At 61.8% G+C, this 16,701-nt stretch carries 16 protein-coding genes; 6 read left to right on the forward strand and 10 right to left on the reverse strand.

Annotated elements, in window-relative coordinates; genetic code table 11:
• Window positions 1–55 precede the first annotated feature (55 nt).
• The 3 genes from tssC to PQQ52_RS16280 are packed head-to-tail and all read right to left on the reverse strand — an operon-like array spanning window position 56 to window position 2,835.
• Entirely contained in the window at window positions 56–1,546 is a 1,491-nt protein-coding gene (gene tssC, locus PQQ52_RS16270; protein WP_408213065.1) for a type VI secretion system contractile sheath large subunit, read from the reverse strand.
• An 18-nt stretch (window positions 1,547–1,564) separates the two neighbouring features.
• On the reverse strand, window positions 1,565–2,113 hold the full coding sequence (gene tssB, locus PQQ52_RS16275) for a type VI secretion system contractile sheath small subunit (protein WP_408213068.1): 549 nt from the start codon (window positions 2,111–2,113) through the stop codon (window positions 1,565–1,567).
• A gap of 35 nt (window positions 2,114–2,148) precedes the next feature.
• The gene (locus PQQ52_RS16280; RefSeq protein ID WP_408213071.1) at window positions 2,149–2,835 is read right to left on the reverse strand and encodes a tetratricopeptide repeat protein; all 687 of its coding nucleotides are present in this window, start codon (window positions 2,833–2,835) and stop codon (window positions 2,149–2,151) included.
• Between the two features lie 364 nt (window positions 2,836–3,199).
• On the opposite strand from PQQ52_RS16280, the gene tssJ reads away from it, so the two are divergent.
• The 3 genes from tssJ to icmH all read left to right on the forward strand — a co-directional run bounded on the left by tssJ (window position 3,200) and on the right by icmH (window position 6,057).
• Window positions 3,200–3,826, forward strand: coding sequence for a type VI secretion system lipoprotein TssJ (tssJ, locus tag PQQ52_RS16285; protein WP_408213387.1), 627 nt, complete (start codon window positions 3,200–3,202; stop codon window positions 3,824–3,826).
• Between the two features lie 108 nt (window positions 3,827–3,934).
• A complete protein-coding gene (gene tssK, locus PQQ52_RS16290; protein WP_408213074.1) occupies window positions 3,935–5,281 on the forward strand; it encodes a type VI secretion system baseplate subunit TssK in 1,347 nt (448 codons plus the stop codon).
• The gene (icmH, locus tag PQQ52_RS16295) at window positions 5,278–6,057 is read left to right on the forward strand and encodes a type IVB secretion system protein IcmH/DotU (RefSeq protein WP_325045182.1); all 780 of its coding nucleotides are present in this window, start codon (window positions 5,278–5,280) and stop codon (window positions 6,055–6,057) included. Before tssK ends, icmH begins: the two co-directional genes overlap by 4 nt.
• Window positions 6,058–6,177: 120 nt before the next feature.
• Here the strand turns inward: icmH and zwf are convergent, their stop codons facing one another.
• The 5 genes from zwf to PQQ52_RS16320 form a co-directional block, all read right to left on the reverse strand.
• On the reverse strand, window positions 6,178–7,665 hold the full coding sequence (gene zwf / locus PQQ52_RS16300) for a glucose-6-phosphate dehydrogenase (RefSeq protein ID WP_408213078.1): 1,488 nt from the start codon (window positions 7,663–7,665) through the stop codon (window positions 6,178–6,180).
• A gap of 201 nt (window positions 7,666–7,866) precedes the next feature.
• Window positions 7,867–8,802, reverse strand: coding sequence for a bifunctional Delta(1)-pyrroline-2-carboxylate/Delta(1)-piperideine-2-carboxylate reductase (gene lhpI, locus PQQ52_RS16305; RefSeq protein ID WP_408213081.1), 936 nt, complete (start codon window positions 8,800–8,802; stop codon window positions 7,867–7,869).
• Between the two features lie 189 nt (window positions 8,803–8,991).
• Window positions 8,992–10,095, reverse strand: coding sequence for a potassium channel family protein (locus PQQ52_RS16310; RefSeq protein WP_408213084.1), 1,104 nt, complete (start codon window positions 10,093–10,095; stop codon window positions 8,992–8,994).
• A 182-nt stretch (window positions 10,096–10,277) separates the two neighbouring features.
• Complete coding sequence (locus PQQ52_RS16315) at window positions 10,278–10,529, reverse strand: hypothetical protein (protein ID WP_408213086.1); 252 nt, start codon at window positions 10,527–10,529, stop codon at window positions 10,278–10,280.
• Window positions 10,530–10,625: 96 nt separating this feature from the next.
• Window positions 10,626–11,258: a cysteine peptidase family C39 domain-containing protein gene (locus PQQ52_RS16320; RefSeq protein WP_408213089.1), complete on the reverse strand. Its 633-nt coding sequence runs from the start codon at window positions 11,256–11,258 to the stop codon at window positions 10,626–10,628.
• 207 nt (window positions 11,259–11,465) lie between these two features.
• Between PQQ52_RS16320 and PQQ52_RS16325 the strand changes: the two genes are divergently transcribed.
• From PQQ52_RS16325 to PQQ52_RS16335, 3 genes are all read left to right on the forward strand, one after another.
• Window positions 11,466–11,720 (forward strand): helix-turn-helix domain-containing protein, encoded by a 255-nt coding sequence (locus PQQ52_RS16325; RefSeq protein WP_408213092.1) that lies wholly within the window; start codon window positions 11,466–11,468, stop codon window positions 11,718–11,720.
• A gap of 2 nt (window positions 11,721–11,722) precedes the next feature.
• On the forward strand, window positions 11,723–13,063 hold the full coding sequence (locus PQQ52_RS16330) for a type II toxin-antitoxin system HipA family toxin (protein WP_408213095.1): 1,341 nt from the start codon (window positions 11,723–11,725) through the stop codon (window positions 13,061–13,063).
• A 284-nt stretch (window positions 13,064–13,347) separates the two neighbouring features.
• Window positions 13,348–14,202 carry a helix-turn-helix domain-containing protein gene (locus tag PQQ52_RS16335; RefSeq protein WP_408213097.1) on the forward strand — a complete coding sequence of 285 codons (855 nt, stop codon included), beginning with the start codon at window positions 13,348–13,350 and terminating at the stop codon, window positions 14,200–14,202.
• 71 nt (window positions 14,203–14,273) lie between these two features.
• Here the strand turns inward: PQQ52_RS16335 and PQQ52_RS16340 are convergent, their stop codons facing one another.
• Together PQQ52_RS16340 and PQQ52_RS16345 are read right to left on the reverse strand one after the other, a co-directional pair.
• Entirely contained in the window at window positions 14,274–16,133 is a 1,860-nt protein-coding gene (locus PQQ52_RS16340; protein WP_408213100.1) for an ATP-binding response regulator, read from the reverse strand.
• Window positions 16,103–16,645 carry a putative pterin-binding protein gene (locus PQQ52_RS16345; RefSeq protein ID WP_408213103.1) on the reverse strand — a complete coding sequence of 181 codons (543 nt, stop codon included), beginning with the start codon at window positions 16,643–16,645 and terminating at the stop codon, window positions 16,103–16,105. Before PQQ52_RS16345 ends, PQQ52_RS16340 begins: the two co-directional genes overlap by 31 nt.
• Window positions 16,646–16,701 lie beyond the last annotated feature (56 nt).

Below are 16,701 nucleotides of genomic sequence, written 5' to 3' on the forward strand. Positions count from 1 at the left end.
AAGAGGTGGTTTTAACAGCCAACCCGTGCGGCCGGCACGGGCTTTCTGACTTCGTTTATGAATTTGCCGGTTTCGGCAGGTCAGCGACAAGCCGCAAAGAGATCGACAGCTCGTCCAGTTGAAAGTGCGGGCGCAGGAAAGCGACCGAACGATACACACCAGGCTTGCCCGGAATCTCCGAGACCTGTATCGATGCCTCGCGCAGCGGGAACTGCGCTTTCTGCTCCTGGGTTGCGTTGTCGTCCAGCAGCACGTACTGCGAGATCCAACGGTTCAGGAATACTTCGACGTTCTGCGCCGATGCGAAGCTACCGATCTTGTCGCGCATCATCGCCTTCAGGTAGTGCGCGACGCGCGATACCGAGAAGATGTACTGCAACTGCGCGGACAGCACAGCGTTCGCATTCGCGCTATCGGTGCTGTATTTCTTGGGTTTTTGCACCGATTGGGCGGCAAAGAACGCGGCGTAATCCGAGTTCTTGCAGTGCACGAGCGGGATGAAACCGAGGTCGCTCAATTCCTTTTCACGGCGGTCGGTAATCGCGATTTCGGTCGGGCATTTCAGCGCGACTTCGCCGTCATCCGTCTTGAACGTGTGGGTGGGCAGATCTTCCACGAGACCGCCGCCTTCCACACCGCGAATCGCCGCACACCAGCCGAAGTCGTCGAATGCGGCCGTCAGGCGCGCCGCGAAGGCCCACGCTGCGTTACACCATAGGTACTTGCTGTGATCCGTGCCGTCTACATCTTCGACAAAGTTGAAGCCTTCCGCAGTTGCGCCGTCTTTCGGATTGAAAGGCAGGCGGCCGAGAAAGCGCGGCAAAGTCAGGCCGACATAGCGCGAGTCTTCCGAGTCGCGGAACGACTTCCACTTCGCGTATTCAACGGTATCGAACACCTTGCCGAGATCGCGCGGCTTGCCGAGATCGGCAAACGTTTCGAGACCCATCAACTCAGGCGACGCCGATGCAATGAACGGTGCGTGCGCCGCGGCCGCGACGTGCGCCATCTGTTCGATGAAATACACGTCTTCAGGCTGACGCGTCACTTCGAAGTCGCCAATGATCGTGCCGAACGGCGCGCCACCGAAAGTGCCGAACTCTTCTTCGTAAACCTTCTTGAAGAGTGCGCTTTGATCGAATTCGATGGCGTTCTTGAAGTCGCGCACGAGGTCGCGCTTCGGCGCATGCAGCGCCTTGATCTTGACCGTCGAGCCGGTATTGCTTTCCTTGCACAGGTAATCCAGACCGCGCCACGTGCTTTCCATGCGCTGGAATTCCGGCGCATGCATCACCGCGCTGAGTTGCGCGGAGATCAGGCGGTCGAGTTCCGCGACGCGCGCGTCGATGGTGGCCGACAGGTTGTCGGACATTACCACCGTGCCGTCGAGCACCTGGTGCACGAGTTCGCCAATCAGGTCTTTCGCGCGTGCATGTTCTGACTCGGACTTCGCCACGCGGCTTTTCTCGACGATTTCGTCGAGCAGCGTGGATTCCGCGCCACTTTGCGCCGCGGCGAGTTGGGCTGCTGCCGTTTGCTGGTTCATCTCACACCCCGTGCGTACTTATTCGCCCTGCTTGTCGTGATCCGGCGCGCCGGCTTGCTGATCTGCTGCGTTGCCCTGATCTTTCGCCAGCGTCTGCAACTGCTGCGTGTTGTTGAGCACTTCGCTCAACAGGTCTTCGAGTTTGTCGTTGCCCGCCAGCTTGTTGCGCAGGTCGGCGAGCTTCGAACGCGCATCGAGCAGACGGCGCAGCGGCTCGATCTGTGCAACCACCTCATCCGGGCTGAAATCGGCCATCGACTTGAAACGCAGATCGACAGCGAATTTGCCACCTGCCTCGCTCAAGCGGTTTTCCACCTGAAACGCGGCGCGCGGCTCGATCGCTTTCATCACGTCGTCAAAATTGTCGCGGTCGATGCTGACGAACTTGCGATCGCGCAGCTTCGGCTGCTCGACTTCGGACTGCCCTGCCAGATCGGCAACCACACCGACGACGAACGGCAGCTCCTTGATCTCGATTGCATCGCCACGCTCAACTTCGTACGTCAGTTGAACGCGTGGCGGTCGCACTTTTTGCAAACGTTTTTGAATACTTTCTTTCTTCGCCATCGTCGGCTCCCGGATGCAGATGAATCAGGCCTGAATTAGCGCAGCGCGCTGAACGGATCGGACGCGCCGCCGCTTTGTGCGGCTTTGGCGGGTGCTGCAGGCGCCGGCGCGGGTGCCGCAGGAGCAGCAGCCGGCGTAGCGGCCGGAGCTGCGGCGCTGGTGGTTGCGTCCGGCGTTTCCGCAGCCTTGCCCTTGGCGACATGGCGAATAATGCGCTTCTTCTTCACGACGGGCTTGTCGTTCGGATCAGGCGGGAACAACGTGGCTTCGCCGAGCGTGTCACGCAACTGTTTGGCGAGCGCTTGCGCGTCCGACTTCGCATCGCCCGCGAGCGACGCGTCCTGACGCAGTTCGCCCAGCGATTGCGTGGCCACACGCAGACCGGCTACAGCCAGCACGCTCTTTGCCTGACGATCCGTCTGGTCGCGCTGCAGCGCTTCTTGCGCAGCGACAATGGCCTGACCGTAATGACCCTGCGTGAACTGGATCTGCGCAATGCGCGACCACGGTTCTTCGCGGGTCGGATCGGATTTTGACAATTGCTGATAAAGCGAGATCGCGCGATCCTGATCACCGCCCTTGGCGACGGTATCCGCGTCCGCGAGTTGCTTATTAAAAGCCTCCGGTGTGGTCGCTGTGTTGTTGCCCTGTGTCGCGCAACCGGCAATCACGCCGCATGCCAACACTACCCCAGATAGTTTTACTAACAGACGCTCATTCATCGTTTTTCACCGACGTGCGATTTTTTTAATTCAAGGGAAAACCGGAGTTTTGCTTTGCTTCAACTGCGCGGGTATAGTACAGGCCAATTTTCGATAATTCAACTTTCGTGTGAAGAAGGGTTGCACAAAAAAAAATGCATGTGGATGATTTAAACGAAACATGCAGAAATTGTTTCCTGGTGCAATAGCCACAATGCGGAGAGCGGAAAAAATTTCCGCCTGCCAGGGAGCAAACAGGTAAGTGTCGGAGAGCAATGCGCTTTGCATAAAGCGGCATTACGCGGCATAGCGTTGCTGAAAATTTGCCTGATTGATTTCGTTATTGATGTTTTGACGGGGGACGGCGCTGAGCCGGTCGATGTATATGAATTTGCGTCTTGTTCGCTATGCATCGCTATTGATTGCAAACGCCGCCGTGTGCGCGCTTCTGGGCGGCTGCGCGGCCGCCGTGCCGGTGCTGGGAGCCGCTGCCAACGCGGTTTTGCAGGCGAGCGGCCTCGGCAAGCCCGACGTGCCCGACGCGCAAAAACCACCACGCAATGTCGGCCTCACGTTATACGCTGCACCGAATCTCAATGCCGCCAATGATCAGCGCCCATTGGCACTGGTGGTAAGGCTTTACGTGCTGAAAGACCCCACTTCATTCCAGCAGGCGCCATTCGATGCCTTTACCGATCCGGCCAAGGAAAAGACCGTACTCGGCGGCGATCTGCTGGGTGTGCGCGAAGTGACGCTGATCCCCGGTCAACGTTACACCGTTACCGAAAAAGTCTCGCGTGAAGCGCAGGCATTCGGTATCGTCGCTCTATTCCGCGACCCGGCCATGCAGCGTTGGAAATTCGCCTTCGACCCGGCGAAGTCGGAGAAATCCGGCATAATGATCGGCCTGCATAACTGCGCAATGACGGTGACCAATGGCACTGTGATCCCGCCTGAACAGGGACTGCCCGCCCAGCCGCTGAATATGCTTTCTTCGGTAAGCTGCGGTTAAAGATGCCGGTCAAATACGATTTAACAGTTTTTAGAGAATTAACAATACGGCGTTCGAATCGGTTATCTCCGGGCGCGCCACACGCTGAACGTATATAACAGGTTTGAGATGAGTTATTCGGCAAAAGTGCTCTGGGGGGAAGGCCTGTTTTTGAGGCCACAGCATTTTCAGCGTCAGGACGCCTATCATGAGGCGCGCCTGTTCGAATCGATCCAGGCGATCCAGCCATACAACTGGGGCGTGCGTTCGGCACGCCTGGATCGCGACGCGCTCGGCAGCAATGTCCTGCGCGTGAGCGAGCTCTCGCTGGTGTTTCCGGATGGCGCGCTGTACTCCGCGCCGCAAGCCGACGAGCTGCCGCCGCCGATCGCGCTCGACACGCTGCCCGACGGCATTAACGAGTTCACGTTTTATCTGGCGCTGCATCCGCTGCGAGAGGCCGGCGCGAACTATTCGCAAGACAGCAACGCGGGCTTCGTGTCGCGTTATGTCAGCGAACAGACGCCGGTGGCCGATCATTTCACGGACGCCGCCGAAGCCGACATCACCTTCCTGAAGACCAGCGTCAAACTCATTGCGCATAGCGAACCGCGCGACCAGTTGCTGTCGGTGCCGCTCGTGCGCGTGCGCCGCACCGCCACGTCGGGTTTTGAAATCGACGACACTTTCGTGCCGCCCTGCCTCGCGATCGACGCGTCGCCGATCCTGCATCAACGGCTGCGCCAACTGATCGACGCGCTGCAGGCCAAGGTCAACGCGCTATATGGTTTTCACCGCGAGCCAACCAAGAACATCATCGAATTCCGTTCGGGTGACATCGCATCGTTCTGGCTGTTGCACACCGCGAGTGCCGCGTTTGCCTCGCTTGCGCATCTGTATCAGCATTCGGCGCTGCACCCGGAACGTCTGTTTCAGGAATTGCTGCGTCTCGCCGGCCAGTTGATGACGTTTTCGAAGGGCTATGCGCTGTCCGACCTGCCGGCTTACCGGCATGACGATCCAGGCCCCGGTTTTGCGCGCCTCGACACGATCCTGCGCGACTTGCTCGAAACCGTGATCTCGACGCGCTACTTCGCGATCGCGCTCGAAGAAGTGCGTCCGTCGTTCCATGCGGGCCGCCTCGACTCGGGCAAGATCGACGACAAGACCATGTTCTACATCGCCGTCTCCGCGGACATGCCGACCGCGGAGCTCGTCGAAGCCGTACCCGCCCGCTTCAAGGTCGGCGCGCCGGACGACGTCGACAAGCTGGTGCTCTCGGCCATGCCGGGCGTGCGCCTCGTTTACACGCCGCAGGTCCCGCCCGCCATTCCGGTGCGGCCGGGCGCGTGCTACTTCTCCTGCGAATCGCGCGGCGCATTGTATGACCGTATGTTGCAGGCCCAATCGGCAATGATCTACGCGCCGTCGGGCATCAACGATCTTCAACTCGAACTGATCGCCGTCACATCATGAGCTACGCGCCCTCCCTGTTTGGCGGCAGCACGCCTGCCGCGACGCCCGCCCCCATGAGCGAGCCGACCTACCAGGTCCGCTCGCTGCTCGATCTGCTGTACGACGGCTTCTTCATGCTGTTCTTGTTGAAGAACGGACGCGAGCCCGGCGACGCGAACGAATTCAGCCAGCGCATCCAGCAGTTTCTCGGCGACTTCGAGCGTGGTGCGAAAAAACTCAACGCGTCGGCGGAAGACGTCTACGCGTCGAAGTTTGCGTTCTGCGCGGCCATCGACGAATCGGTGTTGTCGTCGACGTTCAAGATTCGCACTGAATGGGAGCGCCGGCCGCTGCAACTGGTGCTGTTCGGCGAGCAACTGGCAGGCGAGAAGTTCTTCCAGTATCTGGAGGAATGCCGCGCACAAGGCGCCGCGCGTCTGCAGTCGCTCGAAGTGTTCCACATGTGCCTGCTGCTCGGCTTTCAGGGCAAGTATCTGCTCGAAGGACCGGAGAAGCTCGCCTATCTGACCGCGCGGATCGGCGATGAAATCGCCCATATGAAGGGCAAGCGCGCACCGTTCGCCCCGCATTGGCCGCTGCCTGACCAGGTCGCTCACCGGCTTAAGCGCGAGGTGCCGTTGTGGTCGATCGGCGCGGTGTTCGCGTTGGTCGGGCTGCTCGCGTATCTCGGCCTGAACACCTATCTGCGCGATCAGACGTTGCGCACGCTCGCGCCGTATTCGCAGGTGGTCAAGCTCGGGCCGCAATCGGCCACGCTGACGATTTCGTTGCCGTAGACCAGCACGGCTCACACGTAACAAAAAAGCGGCCCGCAAAAACGGGCCGCTTTTTTTTGTTATGCGAGACGGACGCTTCAGCGCGCCGACGCGCAGCCGACGCCCGGCTGCCGGCTCTGCTTACTGCGATTCTTCTGCCCACACGGCGTTTTCCCGCGCCATCAGCGCCGTCGACGCAGCTGGCCCAAACGTGCCCGACGTATAGCCACGCGGCTTGTCGCCCGACTTGCTCCAGCCCTCGAGAATCGGTTCGGCCCACGCCCATGCCGCTTCGAGTTCGTCGCGACGCATGAAGTGCGTGAGGCGTCCGCGAATCACGTCGATCAGCAAACGCTCGTACGCTTCCGCGCGACGCTCGGTGAAAGCCTGCTGCAAGTCGAGGTTCAAATTCACCGGCAGCATATGCATGCCGCTGCCCGGTTCTTTCGCAAGCACCTGCAACTGGATCGACTCTTCAGGCTGCAACTGGATCACGAGCCGGTTGCCATAGTTGCGCCCGCTATTGCCGTTCGGAATGATCGAGAAAGGCAACTCGGAAAACTCGATGACGATCTCCGACACCTTCTTCTGCATCCGCTTGCCGGTGCGCAGGAAAAACGGCACGTGGGCCCAGCGCCAGTTGTTGATATGCGCGCGCAACGCGACGAAAGTCTCGGCACGACTACCCGGCGGCACGTTGTCTTCCTCCTGATAGCCCTTCACTGCCTCGCCGTCCACGGCGCCCGCGGTGTACTGGCCACGCACCGTATCGCGCGCGATGTCCTCGGGCGTCATGGGCCGCAGTGAACGCAGCACCTTGAGCTTTTCGTCGCGCACCGCATCCGGGTCGAGCGACACCGGCGGCTCCATCGCAACGATGCACAGCAATTGCAGCAAGTGGTTCTGCACCATGTCGCGCAGCGCGCCGGTTTTGTCGTAGAAGCCCGCGCGGCTGCCTACGCCGACCGTTTCCGCCACCGTAATCTGCACGCTCTTGATATACGGTGCCTGCCACAGCGGGCCGAAAATCGGATTGCCGAAGCGCAGCACCATCAGGTTCTGCACAGTTTCCTTGCCGAGGTAGTGGTCGATCCGGTAGATCTGTGCTTCGCTGAAATGTTTGCCGACCGCCGTGTTGATCTCTTGCGCGGACGCCAGATCGTGGCCCAGCGGTTTCTCGAGCACGACCCGCGAATTCTCGTCGACCAGTCCCGCCGCCGACAGGTTGTCGCAAATGTTCGTGAACAGATCCGGCGAGGTCGCGAGATAGAACACGCGCCGCACGCCGTCACGCGACGCCTCCTTCAGACGCTGGTAGTCCTCGACCGAATCGACATCCATCCGAACGTACTCGAACAGCGCCAGGAATTTGTCCCACGCGGCAGCATCGAACGCTTTCTTTTCGATGAAGGGCTTCGCCTTCGCTTCCATGAATTCGTTGATGTACTCCTCACGCGACCACGGCTTGCGCCCGATCGTGAGAATGCGGGTGTCCGGCGGCAGATTGCAGTGCAGATGCGCCATGTACAGCGCGGGCAGCAGCTTGCGAAACGACAGGTCGCCGGTGCCGCCGAAGATGATCATGTCGAGCGGCAGGTCGGGAGTGGCAGAAGCGTGGTGGGTCGTCATAGCGCGGTCGCAGCGTCGTGATAGGCGTCGTCAAAGGACAAAGGGCAAAAAAACGCCGGCGGACCGGCGCTTTTTTCTGGCAAACGCCTATGGTGCAACGTTTTGAGATTGTTTGCACGGCAACATGTGCCGCAGGTTGGCGCAAGATGCCAACCTGGGCTCGCGAGCCGTCATGCGCAAAGCGCTGCAAACGGTCCGCGATCAGCCGCCTGACAAGGCTTCGCGCGCCACGCGGCAGGCCGCCAGATCCCAGGCCGCACAACCCACGCTTTTAAAAACAATCGGTTTCCCCTGTGGCAACAAGGTAGCGTTTTCCACCACTGCGGCAATTCCGCCGACCCGCGTCCAATCGACGCCGGCCTGGATGAAATCACCGGCTTCATGCCTCGCGCCGGCTTCGTCGTCGACGAACAACGCGCTGCCTGCGATCGTGTGCGCGCCGATCTCGACCATGGCCGGCGTGAACGCGCCAACGCCGATCAGGAGCCGGTCCGCGCGCGCCGCTTCGTCGTAGACCGCCTGCTTGCTGGTGGTCAATGCGATCACCACGTCGATCGAGCCGGGAAGCGCGGCGTCGGGGTGCGGCAGCGCTTGCAGGTCGTGCGCCTTGCCGCGATGCCCAGTACAAAACGCTTCGGCCCGCGCGGGCGCACTGCCCTTCACCCACACGCGTGCATCGGGGAACAGTTCGCCGATTGCTTCCAGATGGTTCACCGCCTGCGTGCCCGTGCCAATCAGCAGAAACTCGCGCGGCGGCGCAGGCGCGAAAGTGCGTACGCCGAGCATCGACATCGCCGCCGTGCGCCGCCCGGTCACCGTCGGGCCGTCGAGAATGAAGAGCGTCTCACCGGTGTCGGCATCAAAGGCCATCACCTTGCCGTGGATCGTTGGGATGCCGCGCGGTTTATTGCTGGCGCACACGTTGACCAGTTTGTGTATTGCGAGATCGGGCGCGGTGGCCGGCATCGACAGCATGATGCCGCCTTCGTTGAGCGGCACGACAAGCCGTTCAGGACTCGTGATGCGTTGCTGCGCGTAGTCGATGCTCGCGCGCTTCAATGCGTCGACGAGCCTCGCGTACGGGGTCAGCCGCGCGGTGGCGGTGTCGTCGAAGATCTGCGTGGTCGGGTGGGTCATAAGCGGGCTTGTCCTGTCCTTGCGAGATGAGGCGTTCGATTCAGCGCACCAGAAAACCGTAAGTCAAAGTCAATGGATCGCGTTCGTCGGCGATCCAGTTTACAAAACCATAAACATGCACGTCGTCTTCAATCGGCGGGATCGCCGTCTTGAAGCGACCAGCCCCCGTCGCGCGCCTCGCAGTGCGCACTAGCCGCCGGACGCGTCGCTCGCATGGCGCGACGATTGGATCACCATCAGCAGATCGTCTGGCTCGATCGGACACGGCGCGTCTTCATAGAACGACAGCATGCGCCCCGCGCGTATCAGCCCGACCACCACTGCGCCCGGCAGCGCATTGCTCCAGCGGCCGACTTCCAGCGCCGTAGCCGGACGTTCCACCAGATTGACGCGGCCGCGCGCCGACAGCAGGTCGTTGATGAACGGCACGATGTAGTTGCTGTCCACCGCGTCGGCGAGCAGCAGGCCGCCGATCTTGGTCGACGAAACGATCACGTCCGCGCCCGCCTGGCGCAACTGGCGCTGATAGGTCTGCTCCTGAATCCGCACGACGATCTTCGTGTCGGGCGCGACGCTGCGCACGGTCAGCGTGAGCAGGATCGCGACGGCATCGTCGCTGACGGCGATGATCACGGCTTTGGCGATGCGCACCTGCGCCTGCTGCAACAGCTCCTCACGCGACGGATCGCCGAGCAGGCCCGCCACGCCCAATGCCGTGGCCGCTTCGAGCGCCTCCTGCTGCGAATCGATGACGACGATCGACGCCGCGGCAAAGCCGCTTTCGAGCAACTCGCGCACCGCGACCGAACCGCTCAATCCGTAGCCGCACACCACGACGTGATCGCGCAGTTGTTTTTGCAGGCGTTTCATGCGGAATTCCTCGATGACGCGTTGAATAACGAACTGATAAGCGGTGCCCAGAAACACGAACCAGATGACGATACGGATCGGCACGATGAAGAAGGCGTCGATGAGCCGCGCGCGGGCGGTAACCGGCACGATGTCGCCATAGCCGACGGTGGCGACGGTGACCATCGTGAAGTACATCAGATCGACGATGCCGAGCACCTTGCGGTTGGCGTCGCGCAGACCGTCGCGGTCGAGATAGAGCACGGCGAACGCGAGCACGCACAGGCCGAGCACGAGATAGATCCGCTGCAGCAACACGCGCTGCGGCGACGCCGCGGGGCGCGTGAAAAGTGTGCGGGCGCGCGGCGCCTGCCAGGGCGTGCGGGCCCGGCGCGGCAGGCGAAAGCGCGGCGGGCGTGGCTGCGGGTGTGGCTGATCAGACACGCGACTACTCCGGGAATCGGGAACAAGCGATTCTACGACGGGCGACGCGCCGTGGGGCCGGATCGCGGGAATGCGGCAACGGCAACGGCTGCGGCTGCGGCTGCGGCTGCGGCTGCGGCTGCGGCTGCGCAAGGGTTAGCGTGTTTCACCGAAAAAAAAGCAACGGTGCGCCGCCGCCACGTTCACTGCGAAGCAGCTTTGGCATCGCCTTTCTTGCCGCCCTTGAACATCGCGCGGCACGCTGGACTGAGTTCGTCGAGGTGCTGCTTCATGCAGGCGGTGATTTTTTCCTTGTTCGGAATGTCGGCGGAGCAGAAATGCATCGCGTCGCCGCGGCAGGCCTTGGCCTGGTCGTCCTCGGTGACGGCATTCGCTGCAGTGACGGCGCTGAGCGCAACAAGACCCGCGGCAAGCAAGGCATAGGTTCGATTCATGTCGGGTTTCCGGTATCGCAAAGAACGGTGGGAAACTTTCCAGCAGAAAACGGGCCCGATCATTGCACCCGCCGGACGGCTTGTGTGCTGCCGCCCCTAGCCCGCGATACGGGTAAGCGTCATGCCACGCCCCGCGTAGAAACGCGCCATCGTTGCGAACGGCAAATACGCATCCGCCTGGTGAGGCGCAATGCCCGACGGATTATGAAACCATACGCCATCGCGATCGCGCCCGTGCAGCAGGATCAGATGTCCGCCCTGGCGCTGATTCGGCCGCTCCGGATAGCGGATCTCGGGACTCACGGAGACAATCGCCAGCGTGTCGCTGTCAATGCGCACGGCGATCTCTTCGAGCGATACCTGCGGCAGCACCTCGACCCGCATGCCGAATGCCTCGCCGACCCAATCGGCAAACGGCTTGTAGATCAAACCATCGACGCCGCCGTCGTCGCGCAGCCGGTACACGCCGTGACGCAGCGCTTCATCGAGCAGCGCGGCGCGCGGCGCGTGTTCGATGCGCCAATAGTCGAGCGCGGATTCGAGGCAGGTCAGGCCGCACAGGCGTTTGGCCCAGAAGCGGTAACGCTCCGGATCGGCAAAACCGCTGCGCTGCCAGGATGGGTCGTCACACGGATCACCCTGTTGTTCGACGATGTGGCGCACCCAGTCGGGGCTGCCCCATTGCGTGTAGTACGGCACGTCGGCATGGCGTAGCGTCGGTGGATTCATGAGTCGGTGGAGTCGGCAGAAAATATTTTCACCGCATGCTACACGGCCATCCTGCCAGGAACACAACTGAACGGAATTTATTCGTAACAGAGATATTTTCCGTTTATTCGCCAGACAGATATTTTGCAGAATATGTGTAATGCGGATATTTGACAAATATTCGTGAGACGCATAAAGTACATTTATTCGTCCCGCGGATAATTTGCCATGATCCACCTCGTCGCCACGCCGGACCAGATCGCCCGACTGCTGGCTGCCGGCCGGCGCCAGGCCGGTCTTACCCAAGCCGAAGCCGCCGCGCGCATCGGCGTCAGCCAGAGCCGCATCTCGGCACTGGAAACCGACGCCACGGCCCTCACCCTCGCACAATTGCTGGCGCTGTGCGGCGCCTACGGTTTGCAATTGCAGGTACGCGACAAGAACCAGCCGGTGCCTGAGCCGGCGCCTTTGATCGAGTGGTAAGCATGGCCCGTCAAACTCATTCGCGGGCGCTTTCTGTGTGGGCCAACGGCGAGCGCGTCGGCGTCTGGCGCCTGCCCACCCGCGGCCCCATGGAGTTCGCTTACGACCCCGCGTGGGTCGCCTCGCCCGCGGGCCGGCCGCTTTCGCTCTCGCTGCCATTCACGCCGAGCAATGAGGCCCACAAAGGGCCGCGGGTGCTCAACTATTTCGACAATCTGCTGCCCGACAGCGAGGCGATCAGAAAGCGCATCGCGCAGCGCTACCAGACCGATACGCTCGATGCGTTCGACCTGCTGCAAGCCATCGGCCGCGATTGCGTGGGCGCTGTCCAGTTACTGGCCGAAGACGCTGCACCGGCCGGCGTCGAACACATCGACGGCACGCCGCTCTCCGACAGTGAGATCGAAGCCACGCTGGCGCGCACCGTCAGCAGCCCTGCCTTGGGCGCGCGCGACGAAGCGGACGATTTCCGCATCTCGCTCGCCGGCGCGCAGGAGAAAACCGCCCTGCTGTGGCACGACGGCAAGTGGCAGCGTCCGCATGGCGCCACCCCCACCACGCATATTTTCAAGCTGCCGCTCGGGCTGGTCGGCAACAAGCTCGCCGACCTCAGCACTTCGGTCGAAAACGAATGGCTGTGTCTGCAAATCCTGCGCGCTTATGGCCTGCCGGTGGCCAATGCCGAGATCATGACGTTCGGCAAGCAGCGGGTGCTGAGCGTCGAACGCTTCGACCGGCAACTGCATTCAAGCGGGCAATGGCTGCTGCGCCTGCCGCAGGAAGACTTCTGCCAGGTGTACGGCGTGCCCTCGCATCGCAAGTACGAAAACGAAGGCGGCCCGGGCGTGCTGGACCTCGCGCGGATTCTTCAGCAATCGGTGTCGGCGCAACAGGACATCGAGACGCTGCTGGCAAGCCAGATCCTGTTCTGGATGCTGGCGGCGCCGGACGGCCACGCCAAGAACTTCAGCATTCGCCTGCTGGCGGGCGGCCAGTACCGTCTCACGCCGCTTTACGACGTGATGTCGATCTGGCCCGTGGAGGGCAACGGCCCGAACCAATGGTCGTGGTTCAAGGCCAGGCTCGCCATGGCGATGTGGTCGCGCAGCAAACACGACGCCTTCCGCGACGTGCAGCGGCGCCACTTCAACACCATGGCGCTGCGATGTTCGTACGGCGCGAACGCCGAGCCATTGATCCAGCGGCTGATCGAACAAACGCCGGCGGTCATCGCGCGGGTCTCGGCCGAATTACCCGAGCGGTTTCCGGGCAAGGTCGCCGAGCGGATTTTCAAGGGCCTGAAACGCTCGGCGGCCACGCTCGACAAGATGCCGCCGGCATAACGGCAGTTGAAGAAAAATTCAATCGGAATTACTTACAGATTCCGCCCGGTTTAATCGGTAAAATGAATTCGATGCCAAAAGCATAAATCGACCGCTGAGTTTGTCCGTTCGCCCCTCGCATCGACAGACTCGGCGGCAGCCATACCAAAACACAGACCGTGAGACTTTTTACGGTACATTTGCTGTCCCCCGCGTCGTCATGTCAACGCATCCAATGTGCATGGCCGCGCGTACCGTATCGCATGCTCCCAGCCACCCTTCAAGAAGGCAGATCCTCACGCAGTATGACCAACGAAACACACTCACCTGACTCCATCGCAGTCGCCGAGCGCGTGCGCGAGTTGATGAGCCGGCATGGAATCGGCAAACGCCAGCAAACCACTGAGCTGTGCCGCATCCTCGATCTGAGTTTTTCGCAGGGGCACCGCAAGCTGCGTGGCAACAGCCCGTGGACACTCTCGCAGATCAAAAAGGTCGCCGAGGTGTTCGGCGAACCTGCCGCTCAGTTATTCGGCGCACAGTCGCTCGATCCGGGCATGGTCGGCGCAATCGCCCAGGAGGCGGTGTTCAGCATCGGCGCGATCGAGTTGAGCTGCACCGCATGGGTCGGCGCCGCGCTCGAACCGGGCAGCCGCCCTGAATTTGTCGCGTACTCGAAGCTCGGCCAATGGCGCGTTGCACGTCATGACGGCACGCTTTACCAAAGCGCATACGAAGTCCACAAGATCGAGATCTATCCGCGCCGCGCTGAAACCGACAAGCCGACCATCGCCGTGGTCGACGACGATCAGGCCTCCGCTGACAATCTGCGCGACTATCTCGAGCGCAGCGGCTTCACGGCGGTAGCGATCTACGGCCTCGCGGGGTTCGCCGAACAACTGCAAACGCAGATCTTCGACGGCGTCGTGATCGACTGGCTGTTTGGTTCGCAGACCTCGGCGGCGGCGATCCGCGCGGTGCGGGCGTCGGAAAATCCGGACGCGCCGATTTTCGTGCTGACCGGCGAATTGCTGACCGGCAAGGCCAGCGAATCGGAGATCAGCCAGGTCATCCGCAATTACGACGTCGCGTGTTATGAAAAGCCCGCACGTATGGCGATCCTGGTCGCCGATCTGTCCAAGCGCCTCAACCGGCCCTGACGAGCCGGCAAGCGGTTGAAGGTGTGTGCTCAGGTTGAGCCCTCCTCCATCTGCGTCTTCCAGGCGTCACATCACACCGTATGTCGCGAAGTCAAAGCACGCTGCAACGCGTTGCGCAGTTCCTCGTAATGTACTGGCTTTAATAACGCTTCAAAAAACGGCTGCAAGCCGGCCTCTCCCTCTTTCCCCGCCGCACCGCCTTCAGTAGCCGCCTCCGGCGCATACGCACTCACCACGATCACCGGGACACCCGACGACGGCCCCTCGCGCGCCGCGAAATCCGCGAGGAACGTATAACCGTCGCGATCCGGCATATGCAGATCGAGCAACACCACGTCACAGCGATGCGCGTCGAGCCACGCGAGCGCATCGTCGGCATTGGAGACAGCGTGCGCGTCGAAATCCATGTGCGCGATCATTTCGCTGAGCGACTCGCGAATCAACCGGTTGTCGTCGACGATCAGGACGCACGGGCGCGCGCCACCCGGATCGGCATGCGCTGCCACGTCGGCGGGCGCGGTTGCCGCGACCGGCGTGACGGGGATCGTCACCGTAAAAGTCGTGCCCTTACCCACCGTGCTCGCCACCTCGACGCTGCCGCCGAACAGCCTGACCAGTCCTTGCACGATCGTGAGCCCCATGCCTGCACCCTCGAAGCGGCGTGTGCGCGACGCGTCCAGCTGCGTGAACTCCTGGAAGATCAGCGGAATCTGCGCATGCGGCACGCCCGGCCCCGTATCACTGACGACGAAAATCAGCACCGCCGGCCGCTGCCTCAATTGCACGCGCACCGTGCCGGTTTCGGTATAACGGATCGCGTTGGTGACCAGGTTGTTGACGATCTGGCGGATGCGGTGCGGATCGGAATCGACGAGTCCGCTCATGCCGCTCGCCTCGCTTTCCAGCCTGAGGCCACGCGCGGCGGCAGACATCGCATGTTCATCGACGATCGACGCCAGCAGTTCGCGTGGCTCGAAATGCTCGTGACGCAATTCGAGCTTGCCGGCGCCGAGGCGCGCATAGTCGGTCAGGTCTTTCATCTGCGCTTCCAGATGCCGCCCCGCGGTTTCGAGCCGCTGGATGACCTTGCGGTCAGCCTCCGAGTGATAGTTGAAACCCAGCAATTCGATCGACGACACGATCGCGTGCAACGGCGTGCGCAGCTCGTGGCTGATCATGCCGAGAAAAGCGTCTTTCGCGAGACTCGCCTCGCGCGCGGCGCGGCTCGCCTGATGCTCCGCTTCGAGCGCCGCGTGCTGCTGATGCATCAGGCGCGTGCGGCGCCGGCCGTTGAGCACCAGCAGCGTGGTCGCGGCCGCGGACAACAACAGCAGCAACAGGCCGCCCGCGAACAGCATGCGGCGCTTGTCGATGAAATCACGGTTCATCGCCTCACGGTCGGCCACGTCGGCGAAACGGCGGCTCAGCGCCAGATCGTTGACCTCATTCCAATGCTGCCGCAACGCCTCGACGATCTGATTGGCGCGGCCGCGGTCCTTCTGCAAGGCATCGACCTCTGGCTCAATCCCGTCCAGCAGATGATCGATCGACTGGATTTCGTCCAGTTGCCGTTGCAGCAGCGCGAGCTGCGTGGTCAGCCGGCGCGTCGAACCGGCCATCACATGCAGCTTCGATTGCAGCAGCTGATAGCGCAACATGAGCCGCGGATAGTCGTCGTCGACGCCGGATTGATACAGCAGCAACTGATTCTCGAAACGCGCGTAGGCGATCTGCAGTTGCGCGGCGTCCCAATAGAAGCCGTCATATTGACCCGTGAGCGGTTCGGTGGCGCGCGGATTGAGCAGGTTCGCGTACAACAGATAGCCGATTGCGCCGGCCGGCGCCGCAAGCGCGGTCAGCCAGATCAGTACATACAGGACACGACGCCAGGGGCGGCGCGTTATTTGACGATGAGTGCCTTGATCTGCCATACGAATTTCGAGTCGCCCGCCGCGCCCATGAGTTCATCGGGAAACGCGTCGCGCGGATAAATAAGAAACAGCGGCCCGAAGTCGCTGATCTTCAGGCGCCGGCCGTTCATGCTGTATGCAACGACCACGCCGTAGCGATCGCAGTCCGACACCGGAATGGTGTAGGTATAGTCGTCGAGCGTATGGATCTCGACTGCGCTGCCGGATGCGCCGACTGCCGTCAGGATATCCGCGAGCAGTGGTCCTGTGAAGGTGGAACGCGGCGTCCAGGTGGTGGCGGTCGTAATTGAATGGGCCGGCAGCGCGAGCAGCTGTGCCTCGGTGAAGTGATACAGATGGTGGGCCGCGTCGTTGGTCTTGCTGATTTTGCCCTTCACGTCGAGCGACAACGGCAACGACTCTGCCTGCGCCTGCACGCTCCACGCGGCGAGCGCGAGGATGAGACCGAGCCCCCACCATGCGCCCCTGCCCACGCCTTTCCTGCCATCGATCGCTGCGCTCATCTTGGTCATTTGCCTGGCTTATTCCATCGTTTGTTATTTTTGTGGGCAGCTCCACGGTACGCTGG

Origin of the sequence: Paraburkholderia sediminicola (assembly GCF_046030555.1) — a bacterium.
GTDB lineage: Bacteria > Pseudomonadota > Gammaproteobacteria > Burkholderiales > Burkholderiaceae > Paraburkholderia > Paraburkholderia sediminicola_E.